Origin of the sequence: Arcobacter pernae (assembly GCF_049472135.1) — a bacterium.
In the GTDB taxonomy this organism is placed as follows: domain Bacteria; phylum Campylobacterota; class Campylobacteria; order Campylobacterales; family Arcobacteraceae; genus Arcobacter_B.
In genome coordinates this window covers 394,498-419,055 of sequence record NZ_JBMOVV010000001.1, presented here as the reverse complement: position 1 = coordinate 419,055, position 24,558 = coordinate 394,498, and the positions used below count along the sequence as shown (strand labels likewise).

Genomic DNA, 24,558 nt, shown 5'->3' with positions numbered 1-24,558 from the left:
TTTAAAAAGATTTTTTTTGTTTTGATAAAGATAAAAGTAGGGTAGTTAAAACATTAATAGGTCTAGCATTAAGTTCTATTAGTTTTATAGATTTTGAAAATATATTTAATTGAGCTTCATCCAGTAAAATTTGTTGTTCTTTTACTTTTAGCAAAATTGATTCAATTAAATCTTTAGCTTCATTTTTAGAAATTTTTTGATTTTGTTTTAAAAAATTATACATATCTTTTAAATCAAGTTTTGCAATATCTAAAGAAGAAACTTCTTTTGCTATAGATTTTTTTAAATACTTATAAGGCATCCTAGAATAAATCGTAGGCAGTATTGATGACTTAGAAGTAGTTATTAAAATAAAAACAACATTTCTAGGAGGTTCTTCTAAAACTTTTAATAAAGAGTTTTGTGCTTCATTTCTAAATACTGAACCACATAAAAATATAAACTTTTTTTCATTTGAAGCTATGTAAGCTTCTTTAATAGCTAAATTTGCCTGTGCAATTAAAAACTCATCTTTTTCCTCATTTTTAATTATCCTAACAAGATGTTTTGGATAAAAAGGAACAAGCTCATTTAGAGTAGCTTCTAAATCATTAACTATAAGTATAGTTGAGTTTTCAATTATTTCAGTAATCATTAACTTTAATTTTCCACATTTATTTGTGCGAATAGTGCTGCACTTACTGTTTTATTATATAATCTAAACATTTGCAGTAGTTTCATATCTAATGCTTCGTCAGTACTTCTTAGATTAAAAGCATCTTGCTTTTCTTCATCAAATAACCATAAAAATGAGTTTTTAGAAACCTTTGGAATTATTGCTCTTGGATCTTGGCTTTTTCCAATATACCAAAATACATACCCATTAGGAAAAGAGATATTTAACATATCTTTAATATATGCAATATCATCATCTGATTTTATATTATCTATATATTTATAAAATGATTTAAAATCATAAAAAGGCAAAAATGGTCTATTTAACTTAGGAGAGTTAATGTGAGTTAAAATATACTCTAAGTACCATTCTCTTTCATTATCAGTTAAAACAATTACTGAACATCCTTTTTCTAAAAGATTTACAATATTCTTTGATACTAAAGGTGTCCATTCATACTTTTTTTCTTCCAACCAAGGAGAGATAAGTCTATCTTCCCTAATTGAATCAACTGTCCAGTTTAAAAACTCTTGCACTGTTATTTATCCAGTTCGTATGCTTCATGTAAAGATCTAACAGCTAGTTCTGCATATTTTTCTTCAATTATCATTGAAATTTTAATTTCAGAAGTAGAGATGATTCTAATATTGATATTTTCAGATGCTAATGTTGAGAATGCTTTAGAAGCAACACCTGTGTGTGATTTCATACCAACACCAACAATTGATACTTTACAAATTGAGTCATTGTAATCTATATTTTGTGCATCACCCTTAAATTTTTCCATAACTTTTTTACAAGCTTCAAAATCTGTTGTTGGAATAGTAAAGTCTAAATCAGTTGTTCCATCAACACCAACTGTTTGAACTATCATATCAACATTAATATTACTATCTGCAAGTGAAGTAAAAATAGCTGCTGCGATACCTGGTTTATCAGTTACACCATACATTCCTACTCTTATTTGATTTTTATCTAAAGCAATACCACTTACAACTGGTTTTTCCATAATATTTTCTTCCTTTGTTATTAATGTACCTTCAACTTCAGGAGTGAAGCTACTTCTTGATACTAAATTTACGTTTAATTTTTTTGCCATTTCAACTGATCTATTTTGTAAAACTTTTGCCCCTAAACTAGCTAATTCTAACATCTCATCATATGAAATCTTGTCTAGTTTTTTAGCTTTTGGTTCAATTCTAGGATCAGTAGTATAAATACCATCAACATCTGTATAAATCTCACAAACATCTGCATTAATTGCTCCTGCAATAGCAACTGCAGTTAAGTCACTTCCACCTCTACCTAAAGTAGAAACTCTATTTGTGTCTTGTGCAACACCTTGGAAACCTGCAACAATAATTACATTACCATCACTAATAGCATCTTTCATTGATTTTGTATCAATAGCTTCAATTCTAGCTTTTGTGTGAGCATTATCAGTAACAATACCTGCTTGTCTACCACTCATAGAACAAGCTTTGTATCCTTGTTCATTTAATGCAATAGAAAGTAGGGCAGATGTAACTCTCTCTCCTGAACTTAAAAGCATATCCATTTCATCAGCCTTAGGATCATTAGAGAAACTATTAGCATATTCAATTAACTTATTTGTTTCACCACTCATAGCTGAAACTACAGCAATTACGTCATGACCTTCGTCTTTAATCTTTTTAATAATATTCGCAACGTTTTGAATTCTATCAAGTGTTCCTACACTTGTTCCACCAAACTTAAGTACTTTTAACATCTAACTCTTTATCCTTCTTAAATATAACCTTCATTTCTAAAATATTTTAAAACTTGTTTATAAACAGTTCTTTTAAAAAAGGTTATATAATCGTATATATTTTTTGTTGGTACAAATTTATATTCACTAAACTCAGGAATTTCTGTATTTATGTCTATCTTTGCACCTTTTTTTAGTTTTACTAAAAAATATTTTTGTATTTGACCATCATAAGGTTGCATTTTTTTTGCAATTGCAGGAGGGAACTCATAAGATACCCATTTTGGATACTCTGCAATAATCTCTACTTCTCTTGTGCCTATTTCTTCTTCTAGTTCTCTAAATAATGCCTCTTTTGCACTCTCTCCATCATCTATACCACCTTGAGGAAATTGCCATGCATTTTCTACATCAGTCCTTGAAGCAATAAAAATTTCACATGTATGAGGGTATTTTGCTGATAGTACAATTGCTGCTACGTTCGGTCTAAAATTTTTGTTCTCATTATTTGTTTTTTTCTCGTTTTTATCAGTCATAAATATATTTTCCCTTATAATTAGCCCGATATTATATAATTACTAGGATTAAAAATTGCTTTTATACATACACATACCATTTTGTGACAGTAAGTGCTTTTATTGTGCTTTCAACTCCTATACAGATAGGTTTCACCTAAAAAAGGAGTATATGAAGGCCTTAAAAAAACAATTAAAACATGAGTTACAAAATTATGTTGATAAAAATAGTAAAGAAATAGAAACTGTTTTTATTGGAGGAGGAACTCCATCAACAATAAAATTCCACGAATATGAAGAGGTTTTTGAGTTAATAAAACCTTATTTAAAAAAGAATGCTGAAATAACAACTGAAGCAAATCCAAACTCTGCATCCTTTGAATGGCAAAAAGGAATGTATGATTTAGGAGTAAATAGAATTAGTTTTGGAGTACAAAGTTTCCATCAAGATAAACTAAAGTTTCTAGGTCGTTCGCATAATAGTAAAAGTGCTATAAAAGCTATACAAAATGCCAATTGTATAGGTTTTAATGGTGTTAATTGCGATATTATATATGGTGTACAAGGAGATACTCTATCTTCAATGAAAGAGGATTTTGATACTGCTTTTTCACTACCTATAACTCATTTAAGTGCATACTCTTTAACTATAGAAGAAGGTACAAAATTCTTTGATAGAAGTAGTGTAAAGATTGATGATGAAGAGTTATCAAAAGAGATTTTTGATTATATTCATTCAAAAGGTTTTAAACAATATGAAATCTCAAATTTTGCTAAAGCTAAAGAGTTTGAATCAAAACACAACTATGGTTACTGGGAACATAAAGAGTATTTAGGTATTGGAGCAGGAGCTGTTGGTTATTATGAAAATAAAAGAAGATATCCAACAAAATCAATTGAAGAATATATTGAGAATCCACTAAATATTGAACTTGAAGAGTTAAGTTTAGATGATATAAAAACAGAAAAAACTCTTTTAGGATTTAGATGTTCAAATGGTGTTGACTTATCAATATTTAACGAAAATGAACTTGAGAAAATAAAAGACTTATTAGAGTATGGTAAACTTGAGAGAAAAGAGAATAGGATATATAACATAGAGTTTTTACTTTCAGATGAGCTTGCTTTATATATTTTAGGGTAATAAAAACTGTTTTTACTATAATTACAAGTTTTAAAGGATTGAAAAATTATGACAATAAAAGAAACTATTAAAAAATACTCTTCAAGATTGAAATATGTAACACATATTCCAGCTAAAGAAGTAGAGATATTAATGATGCATTTATTAGATAGAAATACTATTTGGCTTCATTTAAATTATAATGAAGAGTTTACAAAAGAAAAAGAGTTAGAAAAACTAATCAAAAAAAGAGAAACAAACTATCCAATAGAGTATCTAATAAATAAAGCCACTTTTTATGGTGAAAACTTCATTGTAAAAGATGGTGTATTAATACCAAGACCAGAAACAGAAATTCTTGTAGAAAATGCTGTAGAAATTATAAAAAAAGAAAATAGAGCTTTTAAAGTATTAGAAATAGGAACAGGTTCTGGAATAATTTCAGTGATGTTAGCCTTATTAATAGAAGATATTTCTATAATTGCTGTAGATATAAATGAAAAAGCAATTGAATTAGCAAAACAAAATGCAAAGAAACATAATGTTGAACATAAAATAGAGTTTAGACTAAGTAATCTATATGAAAAGGTTGATGAAAATATAGATATGACTATATCAAACCCTCCATATATTGCAGATGATTATAAACTTCCTGAAAATGTAAAATATGAACCCTCAAATGCATTATTTGGAGGAAAGATTGGAGATGAGCTTCTAAAAGACATAATAGATGAAACAAACAAAAGAGATATTGAGTATTTATTATGTGAAATGGGATATGATCAAAAGAAACCATTAGAAGAGTATTTCAAAAAGTTTAATATTAAAGAATATAGTTTCTATCAAGACTATGAAAAGTTTGATAGAGGTTTCACAATACAATTTAAAAAATAAAAGGAGAATAAATGTTTAAAGATTTTAATTTAGAAAACTTAGAAGATTCAAAAAATATATTAGAAAAACTACTTAATGAAAGTAGAACAAAAATAAATGACTTATTAAATATAGAAGAAAAAACATATAAAAATTTTGTTACACCATATCAAGAAATAGGGGAGAGTATTAATGATTTTTTAACTCCTATTTTTCATATTGATTCAGTAAAGAACTCAGAAATAACGAGAAAAGTATATGAAGATTGTCTTCCTATCATCTCAAAGTATGAAACTGAAATAGGTCAAAATGAAAATATTTATAGTGCTTTAATAGATATACAGTCTAAAGAAAAAAGTATATTAAGCAATATACAATTAAAAGTTTTAGAAAATGAAATTAGAGACTTTAAATTATCAGGTTGCCACTTAGATAATAATAAAAAGAAAAGACTTGAAGAGCTTAATTTAAAACTAGGAGAACTATCACAAAAGTTTTCTCTAAACTTATTAGATGCTACAAATTCATGGGAAATGATAATTGAAGATTTTGAAGATGTAAAAGAGATTCCAAAATCAGATTTAGAATTAGCAAAAGTTGAAGAAGATGGAAAAACAAAATATAAATTTACTTTACAAATTCCATCTTACTTAGCATATATTACATATGGTACTTCTAGAGAGAAAAGAGAAGAGATTTATAAAGCTTATTGTACAAGAGCACCCCAAAATGGAAAAATTATTGAAGAGATATTAGAACTGAAAGATGAAAAAGTAAAAATTTTAGGTTTTGATTGTTATGCTCAATACTCTTTATCAACAAAAATGGCAAAAACAGAAGAAGAAGTTGTATCATTTTTAGAAGAGTTGGGTCATAAAGGAAAAGCTAAAGCAAAAGAAGAGTTAGAAGAGATAAAACAAATAGCTTTAGAAGATGGTATCTCTAATGATGAATTTAGATCATCAGATATGGCTTATTACTCAGAAAAATTAAAGAAAGCTAAATATGATTTAGATGAAGAGTATTATAGACCATATTTTGAACAAGAATCAGTTCTAAATGGTTTCTTTGATTTCTTAAATAAAATCTTTGATATTAAATTTGAAAAAGTTAATGCCCCTGCTTGGGATGAAAAAGTTAAAGTTTATAATATAAGTTCAAATTCAGAACTAAAATCTAGAATCTATTTAGACTTAGAAGCAAGAAAAGATAAAAGAGGGGGTGCTTGGATGAATAACTGGCATTCACACTATACTGATTCAAAAGGTATAACTCATCTTCCTACTGCTTATATTGTATGTAATTTCCCACAATCAACTGAAACTACACCATCACTACTTAGACACTCTGATGTTGTTACACTATTTCATGAGATGGGACATGCTCTACATCATTTATTAAGTGAGGTTACTGAAGCATATGTAAGTGGTATTTCAGGTGTTGCTTGGGATACTGTTGAATTTCCATCACAATTCTTAGAGTATTTCTCTTATGATAAAGATATTTTAAAACTATTTGCAAAACATTATGAAACAAAAGAGGTTTTAGATGATGCAGCTATAGAAAGAATAATCAAAGCTAAGAACTTCCAATCATCGTTAGCATTAGTAAGACAAGTTGAATTTGCACTGTTTGATTTTAAAGTACATCAAAAGCTATACAAAACTGAAGAAGAAGTTCAAGATGTATTAGATAATGTAAGAAAAGAGTTTGCTGCAATTACACCACCTAAGTACAATAAATTCCAAAATGGATTCTCTCATATTTTTGCAGGGGGATATGCTGCTGGGTACTATTCTTATAAGTGGGCTGAAGTTTTAAGTGCAGATGCATTTTATATGTTCTTAGATTCAGGAAATGTATTTAACAAAGAGCTTGCAGTTAAGTATAAAGATACAATATTAAGTAAGGGTGGTTCAAAAAATATGGATGAATTATTCTTTGATTTTGCACAAAGACAAGCAAGTGTTGATTCTTTATTAAAAATTGATGGAATTATTAGCTAAAATTTGCAATAATACACTTTTAATTATAATACAAACAAGGATTTTATAACAATGACAAATGCAGAAACAATTTCAAAATTAAACAATGCTTTAAATACACTAATAAATGCATATGAAGAGCTTCAAAATGATAATGAAAATTTAAAAAATAGAATAACTGAATTAGAAGATGAAGTTTTAGAATTAGAGTCTGCTAAAGAAGAATTAGAGTTAAGTAAAATGGAATTAGAGAGTAATTTAGAAGAGTTCAATGAACATAAAGAAAAAGACAACTCAAATATTTCATCTATGTTAGGAAAAATTGAATCTTTATTAAACTCAAAAAGTGATGATGATAACGATAAAGACAAAAAAGATGAAAATTCTACAAATAACAATAGTTCAAATAATTACAACAATAACTCAAGTAGTTTTAACAATAAACAAAACACACAACAAGATAATGATAAAGATGAAGAAGAGGGTGAATCAAATAATAGTGCCTTAAGCTCCTTTGATAATCTTGGCTTAAAAGTGGAAGAGCGTAAAGAAGATGACTCTAATGACAATAAAATTGATTTGAATAGAATGGCCTCATTGTTAAATGGATTTAATAAATAAATTGAAAAGATAAAATGACAATACTATTAAATAAAAATTCTTTGTATAATACTTTTGGAGTTAATGACTTCAACTGCCTAGAAGATGCCGTAAATAATATGGCACCTTCAATGGTAGAATACTATCTTACGAACTTAAGCGAATATAGCGAAGATGCTTATTTAAATAAATCACAAATCGAAAAAAGTGTTTACATAGGGGATTATAGTTTATACATGGATTATAGTGATAATATATATTTAGAATTAGACACACAAAAAGAAAATCCTTATGAAACAGGAAGTTTTTGGTAAGCTGCAATCTATTAAAGAGGTAACCAAAAGCATAAATATAAAAGTTTGGAAATTATAGTTTCCAAAAGTAAAATATTAAATTAAAGGTATATAGTGAAATATCCATTAGATTGTGAAACAACATTTAGTGATACTTATTTATTCTGGTTATCAAGGTTTATAAGAAGTAAAATCACAAGTTTATCTAATAGACAAGTTAAAGATAAAGATAGATTAGCCATAATTCTAAAAGAACTAATTACTGGATATAAATCTATAGATGATTTAAAACTTACAGTTAAAGAAGTTAGGAATATTGGGATAAATAGTATTCATGTATACTATATACCCCTTGAAAAGCTATACAGATTTATGATTAACTTTGGTGCTTCTTCAATGAAAGAAATTGATGAAGAACTGTTAAGTGATTTCCTAGCAACTGAAACAAGTAGATTATCAGATGCTACAAAAAAAAATTATAGAATAAGCCTTGTTACTTTTTTTGGTTATATCGATAAACAAAATGAAGAAGATAATAGCTATGTTTATAGATATGGAATTGAGCTTAAAAACTGGGGTGGATTATCTGGGAAAAGTGGTACTAAACTGCCCTCTTTCATGCAAAAAGATGAAGTTAAACGATTTATTGAAGGTATAAACGAGTATCCTTTTAGTTCAAAAGTTGCAGCAAGAAATAGACTAGTAATAAAAACTATTCTTTATACAGGCATTAGGGTTAGTGAAGCTATAAATATAGATTTAAAAGATTTCAACAAAGATGGTGATGCATATATTATACAAGTAAGAGGAAAAGGAAATAAACCTAGAGTTGTAATGATAAAAGAAAATATCATAAAAAGCGATTTAAATGAATGGTTAGATATAAAATGTTGTGAAAATAATCTTTTATTTTGCAATCAAAAAGGAAAAGCTTTAAGCCAAGCATATATAAGTAGCATTGTAGAGAAAATTCTTCTTAGTGTTGGAATAAGAAAAGAAAAGAATGGGGCACATATGTTAAGACATACTTTTGCTACCCTACTTTATCAAAAAAATAAAGATTTAATTTTAGTGCAAGAGTCTTTAGGTCATGCAGATATTAATACTTCAAGAATTTATACTCACTTTGATAAAGATAAACTAGAAAAAACAACTGACATTTTTTAAATAATATTAAATAGTGTAATTTATTTTATAAATCATTAAAATGTTTTACACTATTTCTTCCATTATTTTTTACATAATATAATGCATCATCTGCTTCTTTTATGATTCTATCTAAAACATCATCAACATTATCATCTTTTGTTAGAGAAGTACTTGTCAAACCACAACTAATTGTTTGATTTTCCATTTTTCCAATCTTATGATTTTGTATATATAGTCTAATTCTCTCCACAGCAATAAAAGCTTCTTCTTTACCAGTCTGTGGCATAAGAACTATAAATTCTTCACCACCATATCTAGCAATAATATCGCTGTTTCTACAAGTATCAAGTAAAATTTCTGAAATAGTTTTAATTACTTCATCACCTTCTAAATGACCATAAGTATCATTAACTTTTTTAAAAAAATCTAAATCTAATATAGCTAAACTTAGTGGAGTATTATCTCTTTTTGAGAGTTCAATAATAGGCTTAACTCTTTTTATAAAACCTCTTCTATTAAAAAGTTTTGTTAAGTAGTCCTCATATGCCTTTTTATAAAGCTTCTCATTTGCCTCTTCTAAGGCTTTTTTTTCTTCAAGTTTTTCTCTTAACTGCATAATAGTTGTTAAATCATTATGAGCACCAAGCATTCTTTTTGCATTTCCATCTTTATCTCTTATTGCCATACCTCTACATCTTATCCATACAGTAGAGCCATTTTTATGCTTGTATCTAACAATTTGATCATAAGGATGTTCAGGATTTTGTATGTGTAAGTTAAAATTTTCAATAGCTAAAGCTAAATCTTCTTTAAATATAATATCTTGCCATTCTGATGATTTATGTTTCATTTCAGTAGGGTCATATCCAAGAATTTGCCAAAATTTAGGACTCATCCATTCATTTTGAGGGTTTTCTAAATCCCAATACCAGATTCCATCTAAACTTGATTCTTGAATAAACTCAAAAATTGAAATATCTTCTCTTATTAAATTATACAGTTCTTCTTTTAAATAGTTTTCTTTTTTCAAAAAAAATCCTAACTAATAATATTTATCTAACAAATTATGTAACAATAACAAAATTATGTTTTGAAAATAATTAAAAAAGAAGAAAAGTTTTATTTATCTTCTTTTCCCTTTTGAGAACTCTACAATATATTGAGCTATTTCATTTAAGTGTATTATATCTTTTACTGCACCTGCTTGAATTGCCTTCATAGGCATTCCAAATACAACACAAGATTCTTTATTTTGAGCAACTGTGTAAGCACCATTATCAAACATGTCTTTCATAGCAATCATACCATCATCACCCATTCCAGTCATCATAACAGCCATTGCAGAAGAACCTACACTATTATTTACAGATCTAAATAGAACATCAACACTTGGTTTATGTTGACTCACTTTTGTTGTATCTAATAATCTAGTTTTATAAACAGAACCTATTTTTTCAATAGTTAAATGCATATTACCAGGAGCTAAATATGCACAACCTCTCTCTAAAATTTCACCATCTTTAGCCTCATGTACATTAACTTGAGAATTATCATTTAATCTATGGGCAAAAGAGTTTGAAAAACCATAAGGAATATGCTGAGTAATAACAATTGGAGGTAAACCACTTGGTAAATCTCTAAATACTTTTAGTAAAGATTCAACTCCACCTGTAGATGAACCAATTGCAATAACTTTACTCCCAGGCATTAATGCTGGTCTTGATGGAATAACTTCATCAGGATGAACTTTATGATGAACTTCAAGTTTTGTAACCTTAACTTGTTTTAATGGTTTTGGTTTCTTTAAAGTATATCTTTTTAAAAGAAACGTTAAATTAAGTAATGTATCTTTTATTCTTTCATGAAAAGACATCATTGATTCCCCAACTTCAGGTTTTGGAATAAACCCTACTGCGCCATCATCAAAAATATCATTTCCTCTAACACCTTCACCAGATATAACAACAGCTGGCATAGGGTGAAGTCTCATAAGATTTCTTAAAAATGTAACTCCATCCATTTTAGGCATATTAATATCAATAGTAACTAAATCAGGTTCATACTGTTTAATTTTTTCTCTTGCATCATAAGCATCTACTGCTGTAGCAATAACTTCAAATTCATCAATTGAATCTATCATATCTTTTATGACTCTTCTCATTGAAGGAGAGTCGTCAATAATCAAAACTGTATACACTACTATATCTACCTTTTTTAGAAAAGATCAATTTCCATTTGAGGTTCAGCTTCTTGTTTATCTGAACCAAATAAGTCAACACCACCAACGTATTCTTTGATAACTGGTGCTTTTGTAATCTCTTTTTGTAATGATTGTTCTTCAGTAGCAATTTTACTATCAGTTTCACTTTTCTGAGTAACTTTAATAAAAGTTTGAAATTCATCAGCTAAAAGAATCAATCTACCGTGCTCACCTCTTGTATGTTCACTAATAAGTTTAAAACCCTCTGATTTACAAAAATCTTTAGCAAACTCAACATTTCTATGTCCAATAGATAATGAAGACATATTAAGTTGCATAATATCAGCACCACCTGAAATCTTTGCAACCATATTATTTTTAGCACAACCTAATTTATACATTTCATTTAGCATAGCCTCAACAGAATATAAACCATACTTCATATCATCATTTGTATTATTTGTTGTTGGTAATAAAAAATGGTTCATTGCTTTAATCTTTTTTACTTTATCATAAAACATAATTGCTACACATGAACCTAAAAGAGTTTTAAAAGCAATATTTTCAATATCACTTCCAACTGCAAACTCTCCACCAATTACTGTATGAGTTAACAAACCTTTTGTTTTCTGAGTAAATCTTACAGCTGATGCTTTTTCGATACTACCATCTTTATGACCAATAACAATCAATTTATTTCCTTTTGTTTTACAAAAATATTTTGTCCAACTCTACTAACATAATTAATTAGATCTTGAGGATTTTCAGAGTGTCCTAAGTATAAAGTCCCACCAATTTTTAAATGTCTAAAAAGTTTTTTAAGAATCTTATTTTGATCTTCTGCTGAAAAGTAAATTAAAACATTTCTACAGAAAATTACATCAAATTGGTTATTTTGATAAGGATACGAACTATCATTTAAATTCATTACTTTAAAAGTAATCATTTTCTTTAATTCGTCTTTTACCTTAATTAAAACTTCTTCACCTGCAAGATTTTTTTGAACTCTTCTTTTAAAATATTTTTGAGGTTTAATCCAACTTGGAAACTCTTTAGAAGATTTTGAGAATCTATAAATACCATTTGCTGCATATTGTAAAACATTTGTATCAATATCAGTAGCAATTATAGAAGCATCTATAAATTTACTCATTTCTTCTTTTGCTTCTAATACAGTCATGGCCATTGAGTAAGGCTCTTCTCCTGTAGAAGATGCAGAACAATACATTTGTATTTTACCACCCTCTTTTGCTATTTGAGGTAGTACCCTATCTTTTAAATCTAAAAAATGAAAATCTTCTCTAAAAAAGTGAGTTTTATTTGTAGTAAATGAGTTAATAAACTCAGAAACATAACTTCCACTCTCAACTAAATCTAAAAGATCCATAATATCACCTTGATATTTTGAATCTCTTTTTAATTTATCAATTCTATTTGAAATCATAATATCTTTATTGTCTGCCAGAGTAATCCCTGTCAGAGAATAAAGAAGTTTTTTTATTCTATCATGAGCATCTTGAGTACTATATTTTTTCATCTAAGGTTCTACTATGAAGCCTTCTTTGCGAAGCTCATATCTTTCTCTCTTTTTATTTGTGCATTGATAATACCAACTACATCTAAAATAAGTCCAATACTTCCATCACCTCTTACTGTTGCTGCACCAATACCTTGAACACTTCTAAAGTTTTTATCTAAAGGTTTTACAACAACTTGGTGTTGATTTAGGAATTCATCAATTGATAAAGCAACTTTTGTGTTACTTGATTTAACAACAATTAACATACCTTCTTCAAGTTTTTCAAAACTTTTCTCAATTCCAAATAAGTCATGAAGTCTAACAACTGGGATAAATTCTTCTCTTAACATTAAAAGATCTTGAGTTCCATCACCAATTTTCTTAATCATGTCAGAACTTGGTTGTAATGACTCAACAATAGAACTTAGTGGTAAAATATATTTTTTATCTCCAACAGCAATGTCAAGACCATCAAGAATAGCAAGTGTAAGAGGAAGCATAATAGTAATAGTAGTACCAACACCAACACTAGTATCTAATTCAATCGCTCCACCTAATTTATGAATGTTTGTTCTAACAACATCCATTCCAACACCTCTACCTGAAATATCAGTAATTTGATCTGCTGTTGAAACACCAGCACCAAATACAAGCATTGCTTTTTCTTTATCACTCATAGTTTTAAATTGATTTTCATCAATTTGCCCGTTATCTAAGGCTTTTTGAGCAACTTTTTCAGCATTAATCCCTCTACCATCATCTTCGATAGTAATAATCATTTGACCATTAGCCTGCTCTGCTGAAATAGTAATAGAACCTACTTCTGATTTACCAGCTTCAATTCTTTGTTCAGTTGTTTCAAGTCCATGATCAAGAGAGTTTCTAATAATATGCATTAAAGGATCAGTTAGTCCCTCAATCATAGCTTTATCAATCTCAACATTATCACCATAATGAATAAATTCAACTTTTTTACCAAGTTTTCTTGAAATATCTCTAACAACTTTTGGGAACTTAGAGTAAATAGATTCCATTGGTACCATTCTAATACTCATAATTGAATCTTGCATATCTCTAATATGTCTTTCAAGAAGCTCTAATCTTTCAAGTACAGAATTTCTAGTTTTAGCTGCTTCAATTGTAGTTGCGAATTGAGTTAACATTGCATTTGTAATTACTAAATCTCCAACATTATTCATTAATAAATCAATTTTATCAAGATTAACTCTAATATTACTACTTGCTGCAGATTTCTTAGCACCCTCTTTTTGATCTCTTGGTTTTCTTGAAGGTCTTTCTTTAGTTTCAGTAGAAGTAACTTCTTCTTTACTCTCTTCAACTTGTTCAGTTACAGCAGTAACAGTATCTGCTTTTTCTACATTTTTAACTTCAACAGTTTTTGTTGTATTTTGCTCAACACTGTTTGTTTCCATAACTGAATCAGGTGTAATTGAAGGAACATCATCAAAGAAACCAAAATCTTCTCTGTCATCATTAGTATCAATCATATCTTCTTCTGAATCATCCATACTAATAGCTAACTCTTCTAAATCATCATCAAAGAATCCATAATTTTTATGTTTTTCATCAATTGAATCATCTTCAAAAATACCATAGGCATTGCTATTTTTTTGTTCATTTAGGTCATCATCAAAAAATCCAATATTGTCATTGTCGATTTCTATATGATCTACAGATTTAATCTCTTGCTTTGGTTCTTCAACAGTTTTTTTAACTTCTACAGTTGCTGCTTTTTCTTTTGATACAGGTACATCACCACTTGAGTAAGATCTAATCTCTTCTAAAAGATCTTTTGTCATATCTTCAAAAGTTTCTCTTGTAAGAGTTTCTGCAACCTCTAAGTCTAGAATTTCTCTCATTACGTCTAAACCATCAATAAGAGTACTTGCCATTTCTGGAATAAATTCTATTTCGTGATTCCTTAGTTTATCCATCATGTTTTCTACATCATGTGTAAACTCAGCAAACATAGTCAATTCTACAGATGCACCACTACCTTTTAAAGTATGTACATCTCTAAAAAGTTGACCCATTTCATCATCAGTTAATGCTCCATTGTTTTCTGCTTCTAATAAAACATTATCTGCAGATTCAAAAAGCTCTTCAGCCTCCTCAAGAAACATTTCTCTGTATTTAGAAATATCAAATGACATGATAACCCCTTTTTTATTATCTACTTAAAACTATATTCACAGCTTTTAGTAATTGATCTGGAACAAATGGTTTAACAATCCAACCAGTAGCACCAGCTGCTTTTCCTTTTGCTTTCATTTCATCGCTTCTTTCAGTTGTAAGAACTAAAATAGGCTTTTTTGAATATTGTGGAAGTTTTCTTAATTCACCAATTAATGTTAATCCATCCATATTTGGCATATTTACATCTGTGATAATTAAGTCAAACTCTTCTGCTTTAGCTTTTGCTAAACCGTCTACACCATCGATACCTTCTGTAACATCAGTGTATCCACCTTCATTTAATGCATAGTTTAGCATATCTCTTAGCATAGTAGAATCATCTACAATTAAAAGCTTAGCCATTATAAAACCCCTTAGTTTTTTAAAAAAATTATTTTTACTATACTATCGTAAGAAATATTAATGTAAGTTTATAATTTAAAATAATTCTTACTATATTACATCTGAATGACAAAGTTTAGCATATATTGCTATATCATTGTTTTATATTATATCATAAAAGTTATAAATACCAAACATTGTTTGTTACTTTTTATTACTATTAAGGTAAGATTTAAAATTATTTATTTTTTGTAAGTAAATAAAAAGACCTAAGTCTTTTTATTTTAAAGTGAAGCTGCTGATAGTTCTATTCTGTCTTTTTTAACATTTAATACTTTAATTTCTACATTATCTCCAACTGAGAATACATCAGAAACATTATTAACTCTTTTTTTAGAGATTTTAGAAATATGAAGTAATCCTTCTCCACCTTTTGGTAAAGAAACAAACGCACCAAAGTCAACTATTCTTTCAACTTTTCCTGTTAGAATATCTTCTGCTTTATATAAGTCTTCAAAGTTAATATTTTTTGACTCTTTTTTTGCAGGAGCATTATTTGAAATAGATTTAATATGCTCACAAGCATCTAATACATTTTGTTTAGATTCACCACTAACTTTTACATTACCAGAGTTTCTATCTAAATCAATTGCAACTGAGAATTTCTCAATAATTTCTTTAATAGTTGCACCAGCTTTTCCAATAACAACCATCATTTTACTAGGATCAATTGCAAATTGCTCTACTAAAGGCAAAGCATCACTTGGTACAATTTGTTCTGCTGCTTCTTCCATTAAACCTAAAATATGTTCTCTACCCTCTTTTGCTTGAAGTAATGCCTCTTTTAATACAGATAGCTCAATTCCACCAAGTTTAATATCCATTTGAAGTGCTGTAATTCCTGTTCTAGTACCTGCAACTTTAAAGTCCATATCACCATCATGATCTTCTAATCCCATAATATCAGTTAAAACAGCATACTCATCACCTTCAACAACCATACCCATTGCAACACCTGCAACTAAATCAGATACAGGAATACCTGCTGCTTTTAGTGCCAATGAACCTCCACAAACTGTAGCCATTGAAGAAGATCCATTTGATTCTAAAATTTCTGATACTAATCTAATAGTTTCTGTATAATCTTTATCAATTGTAGCTTCAAGAGCTTTTTTACCTAAGTTACCATGTCCTAACTCTCTTCTTCCAACTCCAAACATTGGTTTAGCTTCACCAACTGAGAATCCAGGGAAGTTATAATGAACCATAAAGTTTTCCATTGAAGTTGATTTGTCAGTTAAAACTTCATACATTTGTCCATCTTTTGCTCCAGCGATTGTTCCAACAACTAAAGCTTGAGTTTCTCCTCTTGTAAATAAACAAGAAGAGTGTGCAGAAGGTAAAATGTTTGTATCAATTGAAATAGGTCTTACATCTTTAAGTCCTCTTCCATCTGCTCTTACTTTATCTTTTACAATCATATCTCTTACAAGTTCTCTTTTTACTACAGATACTGCTTCATATACTGTACTATATTCAATCTCTTTTGAAACACAATTTTCATCTTTAGCAATAAGCTTAGCTACATCTTTTAACTCTGTTGCTCTTTCACTTTTTGCAAGTTTTTTAATTGCATCTTTAATATTTGAAGAGTAATTGTCTCTTACATAGTCAATTACTTCTTCATCTATTGTAAATTCAACTAATTCGACATCTTTTATAGGAGCACACACACTTTCAAAACCATCTTCATAAGTTTTGTTTGCTTCATATAAAGCTTTTTGAGCAACAGCAATTGCTTCAACAAGTTCTTCTTCACTCATTTCATTTGCATGATGAACTTTAGTAAATGCTTCAATATCAACTTCTACTAATTCTGAGCTTGAAATAGATTTCATTTCAATCATTAAAAGTTCATCTTTAGAACCTGCAACATATAAATCAAGTGTTGAGTCTTCTAATTGAGATGATGTAGGATTTACAACATACTCACCCTCAATTTTACCAACTCTTACACCACAAACTGATTTTTTAATAGGAAGATTAGAAGTATATAAAGCAGCATTCGCAGCATTTAAAGCTAAAGTTTGTAAATCAACATCTTTATCAGCACTTAAAACCATTACAGTAATAGTTGTAGGATAAACATAACCTTTTGGAAATAATGGTCTTAAACTTCTATCAATAACTCTTGAAGTTAAAGTTTCAAACTCACTTGGTTTTGCTTCTCTTTTAATAAATCCACCAGGAAGTTTTGCTGCTGCATATGTTTTTTCAACATATTGAACAGTCAATGGAGTAAAGTCTTCTTCCACTGGATTGTCAAATTCACTTACTACAGTAGCTAAAACTACTGCATTTCCTATTTTTGCTAATACCGAACCATTAGCTTGTTTAGCAACTTTGCCAAACTCAAAAATCTCTTCTTTTTCATTTAATTCGAATTCACATACTGTTGACATACTTACTTTATCCTTTATTTATTTTTTCTAAATCTTCAAATTCAATATCATTTAAACTATCATAATAAAAATCAATTGATATAAAATGATCAAGTTTTTTTACATAATACAAATCATCTGCAATTGACTCAATTGTTTGTATACTAGCTGTTGGTAAAATAGGAGTTGCAACAGAAATTGACTTTGCTCCTAAATTTATAGCAGTTTTAATACAAGCCATCATAGTAAGACCTGTATTAATACCTTCATCAACAATTAATACATTTTTATAGTTTAAATTTTCGATTTGACTGCCATGTCGTAATCTATTAACTTTATTTAATACAATGTTTTCATAAACCTGTTTTGATTTAGCATAAATATAATCTAAACTAATATCAAAACTTTTAACAAGTTCTTCATGAATTACAACTTCTTCATGCTCAGTTACAATTGCAATTTCACACTCTTCATTAGAAGGTGCTTCAATTTTTTCATTTATCATTATATCAAGTTTAGCATTTAATGTATCTGCGATTACTTTAGCAATTTCATAACCACCACAAGAGCTTGATATTACTGTCCAATTTTCAAGTTTCATTTTGTCAATAGGCATAACATCTAATAATCTATAAGCAGCAACTTCTCTATTTTTAAAATAGATATTATTTTCAGGACTCATTACTATCCTTGAATTTGTACTTTTGTTTTATACCACCTAGTGGTTTTAATTCCAAGTTTATATATAAAATATTTTGTTTAATTCCCTCAACATTAGTACTAGTAGATGGAACAATTTCTTTTTCATATTTTAAACCTAAACTCCAGCATCTATCATAAATATCAAGTCCTATACCTTGTCTATTTCTTAATTTTTCTTCAATATTATAGTTTTCATAATAAGAGATTTTATAATCATTTGAAATATCATAAGATGTATTAATTCTAAACGACTCTAATTCTTCTTTGTTTGAATTTTCTGTATCTTTTGATTTATAATAACCTAAAGATAAATCAAAATCTTCATATTTATATGTAAAACTTGAAGTGTTTTCTGTAAAATGTTTATCCTCTATATTGTAAATGATCTTATTTGTGATAGTTCCATAAGAATAATTGTATTTAACAAAATTCTCTAAATCATAAAACTTTGCATCATTATTTTCATCATATAAAATAGATTGAGATATTTTATGATTAATTATCTGTTTTAAACTATCTTTTTTATATAAAGATTGATTCAACTGTAGCTTAATATTCTTTCTACCTTGAGTAATTGGAAAAGATTCTAATTCTTGTCCTTTTATACTATTTTTATCAATTGTAATGTCATATAAATCACCATCTGTTTGAATATTCTTAGGATAAGAATATTTTGCACTTAAATTAATAGTATGAAGATAGTCTTTATAAGGTTTTATTAAATCTGTACCTAAAGTAATAGAAGATTCATTTTGAACTAATGTTCCATCTTCATAATTTGTATTAAAATTAGAGTATTGATATTGACTAATAGTACTTTTATTTTCTAAATTTATATATAAAAAATCATCAAAAAAATAAGTCGTATAACTAATTGGTAAAGTTAGTTCATAAATAGTTGCATTTATTTCTTTTTGTCTTTCATAATTAATAGCTTTAGCATCAATTGAATAAATTAGATTTTTGATACCTAAATCTTTATTATATGAATGTAATTGAATTTGAGGTAATTCTTGTAAAGTTGCATCATTAGAATCTAATTTTGTATCAATATAATATCTCGCATATAATCCACCATAATATTTAGGTGTATTATAAAAATAGTTCAGTTTTGATTCAACTTTTTTTTCTGTTGAAACAGCATCTTCTTCATCTTCAACAGTCTTATATTCAATATCATTTAGCCAATTAATAGAAGCATATAGACCATCTTGGTGGGAGTCTTTTTTTGAAAAAACTTTTGTTCTTTCATAATCAATATTCCAACCATAATGTTTTTCATTCTTTAAATCAAACTCTTTTCGATACTCATCTTTTTCTTCAAAATATCCACTTTTTAATTTAAGTAATGAATATGGTGAGTCTGCTAATCTATAATAAGCATAAAGTCCTGAACCTCTTTGTGTTCTTATTTGAGGGATAAACTCAAAATCATAATTCTTTGCAGGTGCAAAATAAATTGGTTGAGAATAAAAACCACCATCATTTTTTGAATAACCAATAGTAGGAGTTAAAAGACCTGTTCTTCTTGTTTTGTCAGTTGGAAAACCTAAATAAGGAGTATAGAAAACTGGCACATCTTTGATATATAAACGTGTGTTATATGTATGTAACCATTTATCTTCAGTATCAAAAGAAGCTGATGAAACTTTTATACTCCAAACTGGATCAACACAATCACAAGAAGAAATAATAGAGTCTTCAAGTTCAATTTCTGATTTATTCTTTTTTGAAGATTTTGAATTCACCCATAAATTACTCTCTTTTTCCATAAGTAAAACAGGTGTTTGTTCATAAGTATCATCATTTATATCTAAAAAGGCATAATTACTTTGAGTTTGTACATTATTATCTTTTAAAATCAATACATTATCAAAAAGTTCAAATGTCTCTTTCTTCTTATCATAAATTATTTTATCTGCTGAGATGTAGTAATTTTTAGAGAATATAACTACATCACCATTTGCTATAACCGTATTATCTTTAGTATCAATATTTTTTGCAAGAATTTGAAATTGTTCATTATTCAACTCTTTAGAGTAAGAAAGAGTTGATAATAAGATTAATGGGGCTACTACACTTCTAAGCATTTACAACCAATGTTCTACCAGTATAATCATGGAAAGTTCTTTTCCCATCATTAAAGAATGCAAATATAAATCCTATATATACAAACCATTCAGAAAAAACTCTACCAATTGCTCTTAATAAAGATGAAAAAATAGAAATTCTTCCTAATGTATTATGATCAATAACTCTAATTTTAGTAATGATCTTACCAACAGTTGCTCCATAATACCAAACAAAAAAAGTATGGTAAACAACTTTTAACATAATTAAAGGACCAACAATTTCTACTTTCATTAAGTAAACCATTGATTCCATAGAATTACCCGCATTAGTAATTTTATCCCAAAACATTGCGATAATTAAAAAAGTAACAAGTAAATCATCAATTACAAAAGCCATTGCCCTTGAACTAAGTGTTGCTAATTGAAGATCTTTTGAACTGTTTTCTTGCATTATCTAATCTCTATTTTAAAGCTTGGTATGCAATATCTGATCTACATTTTTTCCCAGCAAAATGAACATATCCACATAAATCATATGCTCTATCTCTTGCTTCTTGAATTGATTTACCAAAACCTACACAAAGAAGTACTCTTCCTCCTGTAGCCATTAATTTACCATCAATCTCTTCTACTCCAGCAAAAGATATATGAGAATTAGCTTTTAATTCTTCATCTGTAATATCATCAATTATAATCTCAGCAGGTTTTGAAGAAGAGTATGGATAGTTTTCACTTGCCATTACAACAGCAACACCAAATTCATCTTTAATCTTAATATCTAATTTATCAAGTTGTTTAGTAGCACCTTTGTAGAATAAATCTGAAACAGGTGTTTCTAATAAAGGCATTAAAATTTCACACTCTGGATCACCAAATCTTACATTATATTCTAAAATAATTGGCTCACCTTTTACAACCATAACACCAATAAATAATACACCTTCAAAAGGAGCACCCTCTTGTTTCATACCTTCAAGTGTTGGTTTAATTACTCTTTCTTCAACTTTTTTATAAATATCTTCATTCACTAAAGGTGTTGGAGCATATGCACCCATTCCACCAGTATTAGGACCTGTATCACCATCACCTACTCTTTTGTGATCTTGTGCTGCTGGAAGAACTTTGTAGTTTTCTCCATCACAAATAGCAAAAATAGATAACTCATATCCATCTAAATACTCTTCAACTACAATAGATGTACCTGCATCACCAAATGAAGAACCACTTAACATATCAGATGCAGCTTGTTTCGCTTCATCTTTTGATTGAGCAATAATTACACCTTTACCTGCACATAAACCATCTGCTTTTACAACAATTGGTTCACTCATAGTATCAATAAAATCATGAGCTTCTTTTTCATTTGTTGTTTCTATAAACGCTGCTGTTGGTATGTTATACTTTTTAAGAATATTTTTCATATATACTTTAGAACCTTCAAGTTGAGCAGCAGCTTTACTTGGTCCAAATACAGTTAAATCATTCTCTTTAAAAATATCAACAACACCATCTACTAATGGAGCTTCTGGTCCTACAATTGTTAAATCAATAGAATTATCTTTTGCCCACTGTGCTAATTCGTTATAATCTTTTATATTAATATTTGTACCTAATTGCGAAGTTGCACCATTTCCTGGCATGAAAAATAAGTTATGAGCATTTTCTTTATATATTGCTAATCCAATAGAGTATTCTCTACCACCACTTCCTAGTATCAATATATTCACGATAATTCCTTGTATTGTTAGTTTAATGTTAAATAACCAAGTAGCCGTTAACCATCAAATGGCCCACAAAAGCCAACGACTGCACGTAAGAGCGACGCTTTAGGAGCATAAACATAATGAAATGCTGCACACCACGTATCTACAATTACACACATAAATACAGTATCGGACCCTCAACAATGGAAATCCCGAACTACTTAGATAATCTTATTTTAGCGAAACTTATTAAATCTGAGTTTAAATTTATAATGTAGAAGCCACTTTTATGCACTCTTCAACAGATGTTTTTTCACTTACATGTGCATTTATATCAAAAGGCAAGTATTTTAATGTAGTCTTTCCAATAACAACTGCTTTATAAGATTCATCCCAATTAAAACTTTTGAAAAAACACTCAACACTTGAGGGAGATGTAAAAATTATTACACTATTTTTTTCTAAATCTTTTTCTATTTTGTTACATGATGTTTTATAAACTATTTCATCATCAATTTTAATTTCATTGTTTTTTAATATATCAACTAAGTTTGAAACTGTTTTTTCTGCTTTTAAATATAAAACCTTTTTATTTTTTAAATTTGGTATTAATTCATAAGCAAAATCATTTCCATGTCCAGAGTTACCTGTAAATTTTAAAGCACCACCAAGTTTTTCTAAAATATTTGCTGTTTTGGGTGCAATAACATATGAAGGTATCTTTTTCCAAGTTGAACTAAAACTATCTATTGAATAAATAGCATTTTTTGATGTAAATACTAAAGCATCATATTTTTCAAAATCAATATCTTTTTTTATATACTCTATTTTAAAAACCTCTAAATTTTCAACCCCATCATATTTTAAATTATTTAATAAATATATTTTTCTATGCATTTTTCAACTCTAACTCTTGTGTAAAATTAATTGCTTCATCTATGTCATGATAAAGTTTACTATCTTTAAATTTTTTGTTTATGTCAACTTTTTGAATAGCTCTTCTATGAGCATACTTTAAAACAAATATTGTTTTTATACTTTTACTATTTAATTTTTCTATTAAATCTTCAATCATAAAAATTGCAGATATATCTAAATAAGCAACATTTTTTAAATCTAATATTACATACTTAATCCCTGACAATTTTTCAATTTTTTTATCTAAAACAGATGCTGTTCCAAAAAAAAGTGAACCATCAATTTTTATTATTTCAATTTTACTGTTATCTAAATCAATATCAAAAGAAGTTTTTGTTCTTTGAGTTTTAATTTTAGTACTTTTTGAAACCTGATAAACTGCCAAAATTGATGCAATAGTAATACCTACTCCAACTGCCATAATCAGATCTACAAAAACAGTTAATAAAAAAACTGTTATCATAATCAAAAAGTCTTGTTTTTTTATTTTTGATAAAATCTTTATAAATCTATAATCTAATATATCAAATCCAACTTTTATTAAAATTCCAGATAAAACAGCTAAAGGTATTTCAGATGCCAATGGTGCTAATATTAAAACTATTAATAATAGTGTAATCGAATGAACCATACCTGATAGTTTTGATGTTCCGCCACTATTTATATTTATTACTGTTCTCATAGTAGCACCAGCACCAGGAATTGCTCCAACAAAAGAACATAAACTATTTCCTATACCCTGACCTATTAACTCTTTTTTTGAGTTATGTTTAGTCTTTGTCATAGAATCAGCTACTAAAGATGTTAATAAAGAATCAATTGAACCTAATAAAGCAAGAGTAATAGCAAGAGTTAATATAGTATCTAAGTTTGCTAAATCAAAAGAGAAAGGTAAAGTTATTTGTGGTAAACCCATAGGAATTTCACCAATTTTATCAATTTGCAAGTTAAGATAATAACTAAGTAAAGTAACTAAAACTAAAGCTATTAGTGCTGTAGGTATCTTTTGAGAAACTTTTTTTGGTGTAAAAAACATAATACATAAAGTAATTAAAGCAATTAAAAAAGAATCATAATTAATATTTTTTAATGTAGTGAAAATCTGACTAATTGTCATAACAACAGAACTTTGAGAATCAACACCTAAAAAAGGATTAATTTGAAGTATTATAATAATAACTCCAACTCCACTCATGAAACCAGAAATAACTGGATATGGAATATATTTAATCCACTTACCAATACCAACAATTCCAAAAGATATTTGAATTAATCCAGAAAGAAGTATAACAGTCATAACAGAAGAAAAATCATTGGGAAAAGCAACAATTGCACTTGCAGTTATAACTGTCATAGGACCAGTAGGTCCAGATATTTGAGTAGATGTACCTCCGAATGCTGCAGCGAAAAATCCCAAGATTATTGCACCATAAAGACCAGCAATCGCACCAGCACCACTTGCAACACCAAAGGCTAAAGCTAATGGCAAAGCAACAATAGCAGCAGTAATTCCTGCAAAAATATTATTCTTTACTGCATTCAA

At 28.2% G+C, this 24,558-nt stretch carries 23 protein-coding genes; 6 read left to right on the top strand and 17 right to left on the bottom strand.

All coding sequences use genetic code 11. From position 1 onward, the window contains the following. Position 1: 1 nt before the first annotated feature. From ACH5BF_RS02060 to ACH5BF_RS02045, 4 genes are read right to left on the bottom strand one after another with little or no spacing between them, the layout of a single operon-like run. Entirely contained in the window at positions 2-634 is a 633-nt protein-coding gene (locus ACH5BF_RS02060; RefSeq protein WP_423272347.1) for a DNA polymerase III subunit delta', read from the bottom strand. A 5-nt stretch (positions 635-639) separates the two neighbouring features. Beyond that, positions 640-1,191: a HobA family DNA replication regulator gene (locus ACH5BF_RS02055; RefSeq protein ID WP_423272346.1), complete on the bottom strand. Its 552-nt coding sequence runs from the start codon at positions 1,189-1,191 to the stop codon at positions 640-642. A gap of 2 nt (positions 1,192-1,193) precedes the next feature. Then, positions 1,194-2,405 carry an aspartate kinase gene (locus ACH5BF_RS02050; protein WP_423272345.1) on the bottom strand — a complete coding sequence of 404 codons (1,212 nt, stop codon included), beginning with the start codon at positions 2,403-2,405 and terminating at the stop codon, positions 1,194-1,196. A 17-nt stretch (positions 2,406-2,422) separates the two neighbouring features. Next, a complete protein-coding gene (locus ACH5BF_RS02045; RefSeq protein WP_423272344.1) occupies positions 2,423-2,920 on the bottom strand; it encodes an RNA pyrophosphohydrolase in 498 nt (165 codons plus the stop codon). A gap of 55 nt (positions 2,921-2,975) precedes the next feature. Between ACH5BF_RS02045 and hemW the strand changes: the two genes are divergently transcribed. The 6 genes from hemW to ACH5BF_RS02015 all read left to right on the top strand — a co-directional run bounded on the left by hemW (position 2,976) and on the right by ACH5BF_RS02015 (position 8,940). Next, positions 2,976-4,043, top strand: coding sequence for a radical SAM family heme chaperone HemW (gene hemW / locus ACH5BF_RS02040; protein WP_423272342.1), 1,068 nt, complete (start codon positions 2,976-2,978; stop codon positions 4,041-4,043). 48 nt (positions 4,044-4,091) lie between these two features. After that, a complete protein-coding gene (prmC, locus tag ACH5BF_RS02035; RefSeq protein WP_423272341.1) occupies positions 4,092-4,916 on the top strand; it encodes a peptide chain release factor N(5)-glutamine methyltransferase in 825 nt (274 codons plus the stop codon). A gap of 11 nt (positions 4,917-4,927) precedes the next feature. Continuing rightward, positions 4,928-6,901, top strand: a complete 1,974-nt coding sequence (locus ACH5BF_RS02030; RefSeq protein ID WP_423272340.1) for a M3 family metallopeptidase — start codon at positions 4,928-4,930, stop codon at positions 6,899-6,901. Between the two features lie 51 nt (positions 6,902-6,952). Continuing rightward, positions 6,953-7,501 (top strand): hypothetical protein, encoded by a 549-nt coding sequence (locus ACH5BF_RS02025; RefSeq protein WP_423272339.1) that lies wholly within the window; start codon positions 6,953-6,955, stop codon positions 7,499-7,501. A gap of 14 nt (positions 7,502-7,515) precedes the next feature. Then, a complete protein-coding gene (locus ACH5BF_RS02020; protein WP_423272338.1) occupies positions 7,516-7,794 on the top strand; it encodes a hypothetical protein in 279 nt (92 codons plus the stop codon). A 93-nt stretch (positions 7,795-7,887) separates the two neighbouring features. Continuing rightward, positions 7,888-8,940, top strand: coding sequence for a tyrosine-type recombinase/integrase (locus tag ACH5BF_RS02015; protein ID WP_423272337.1), 1,053 nt, complete (start codon positions 7,888-7,890; stop codon positions 8,938-8,940). Between the two features lie 25 nt (positions 8,941-8,965). Here ACH5BF_RS02015 and ACH5BF_RS02010 read toward each other — a convergent pair whose 3' ends face one another. The 13 genes from ACH5BF_RS02010 to ACH5BF_RS01950 all read right to left on the bottom strand — a co-directional run bounded on the left by ACH5BF_RS02010 (position 8,966) and on the right by ACH5BF_RS01950 (position 24,558). Further along, complete coding sequence (locus tag ACH5BF_RS02010; RefSeq protein WP_423272336.1) at positions 8,966-9,952, bottom strand: sensor domain-containing diguanylate cyclase; 987 nt, start codon at positions 9,950-9,952, stop codon at positions 8,966-8,968. A gap of 93 nt (positions 9,953-10,045) precedes the next feature. Next, positions 10,046-11,119, bottom strand: a complete 1,074-nt coding sequence (locus ACH5BF_RS02005; protein WP_423272335.1) for a protein-glutamate methylesterase/protein-glutamine glutaminase — start codon at positions 11,117-11,119, stop codon at positions 10,046-10,048. 17 nt (positions 11,120-11,136) lie between these two features. Further along, positions 11,137-11,814, bottom strand: coding sequence for a chemotaxis protein CheD (locus ACH5BF_RS02000; protein WP_423272334.1), 678 nt, complete (start codon positions 11,812-11,814; stop codon positions 11,137-11,139). After that, complete coding sequence (locus ACH5BF_RS01995) at positions 11,811-12,659, bottom strand: CheR family methyltransferase (protein WP_423272333.1); 849 nt, start codon at positions 12,657-12,659, stop codon at positions 11,811-11,813. Before ACH5BF_RS01995 ends, ACH5BF_RS02000 begins: the two co-directional genes overlap by 4 nt. Before the next feature lie 11 nt (positions 12,660-12,670). After that, a complete protein-coding gene (locus ACH5BF_RS01990) occupies positions 12,671-14,815 on the bottom strand; it encodes a chemotaxis protein CheA (protein WP_423272332.1) in 2,145 nt (714 codons plus the stop codon). A 16-nt stretch (positions 14,816-14,831) separates the two neighbouring features. Then, the gene (locus tag ACH5BF_RS01985) at positions 14,832-15,200 is read right to left on the bottom strand and encodes a response regulator (RefSeq protein WP_490372046.1); all 369 of its coding nucleotides are present in this window, start codon (positions 15,198-15,200) and stop codon (positions 14,832-14,834) included. A gap of 263 nt (positions 15,201-15,463) precedes the next feature. Further along, complete coding sequence (locus tag ACH5BF_RS01980; RefSeq protein ID WP_423272331.1) at positions 15,464-17,641, bottom strand: polyribonucleotide nucleotidyltransferase; 2,178 nt, start codon at positions 17,639-17,641, stop codon at positions 15,464-15,466. Positions 17,642-17,648: 7 nt separating this feature from the next. Beyond that, complete coding sequence (locus tag ACH5BF_RS01975) at positions 17,649-18,302, bottom strand: phosphoribosyltransferase family protein (RefSeq protein WP_423272330.1); 654 nt, start codon at positions 18,300-18,302, stop codon at positions 17,649-17,651. After that, positions 18,292-20,412, bottom strand: coding sequence for an LPS-assembly protein LptD (locus ACH5BF_RS01970; protein ID WP_423272329.1), 2,121 nt, complete (start codon positions 20,410-20,412; stop codon positions 18,292-18,294). The genes ACH5BF_RS01975 and ACH5BF_RS01970 overlap by 11 nt, the downstream gene beginning before the upstream one ends. Next, positions 20,405-20,845 (bottom strand): RDD family protein, encoded by a 441-nt coding sequence (locus tag ACH5BF_RS01965; protein WP_423272328.1) that lies wholly within the window; start codon positions 20,843-20,845, stop codon positions 20,405-20,407. Before ACH5BF_RS01965 ends, ACH5BF_RS01970 begins: the two co-directional genes overlap by 8 nt. A gap of 10 nt (positions 20,846-20,855) precedes the next feature. Then, positions 20,856-22,121: a phosphoribosylamine--glycine ligase gene (purD, locus tag ACH5BF_RS01960; RefSeq protein WP_423272327.1), complete on the bottom strand. Its 1,266-nt coding sequence runs from the start codon at positions 22,119-22,121 to the stop codon at positions 20,856-20,858. 243 nt (positions 22,122-22,364) lie between these two features. Next, on the bottom strand, positions 22,365-22,994 hold the full coding sequence (locus ACH5BF_RS01955; RefSeq protein ID WP_423272326.1) for a uroporphyrinogen-III synthase: 630 nt from the start codon (positions 22,992-22,994) through the stop codon (positions 22,365-22,367). After that, positions 22,987-24,558: a SulP family inorganic anion transporter gene (locus ACH5BF_RS01950; RefSeq protein ID WP_423272324.1), complete on the bottom strand. Its 1,572-nt coding sequence runs from the start codon at positions 24,556-24,558 to the stop codon at positions 22,987-22,989. Before ACH5BF_RS01950 ends, ACH5BF_RS01955 begins: the two co-directional genes overlap by 8 nt.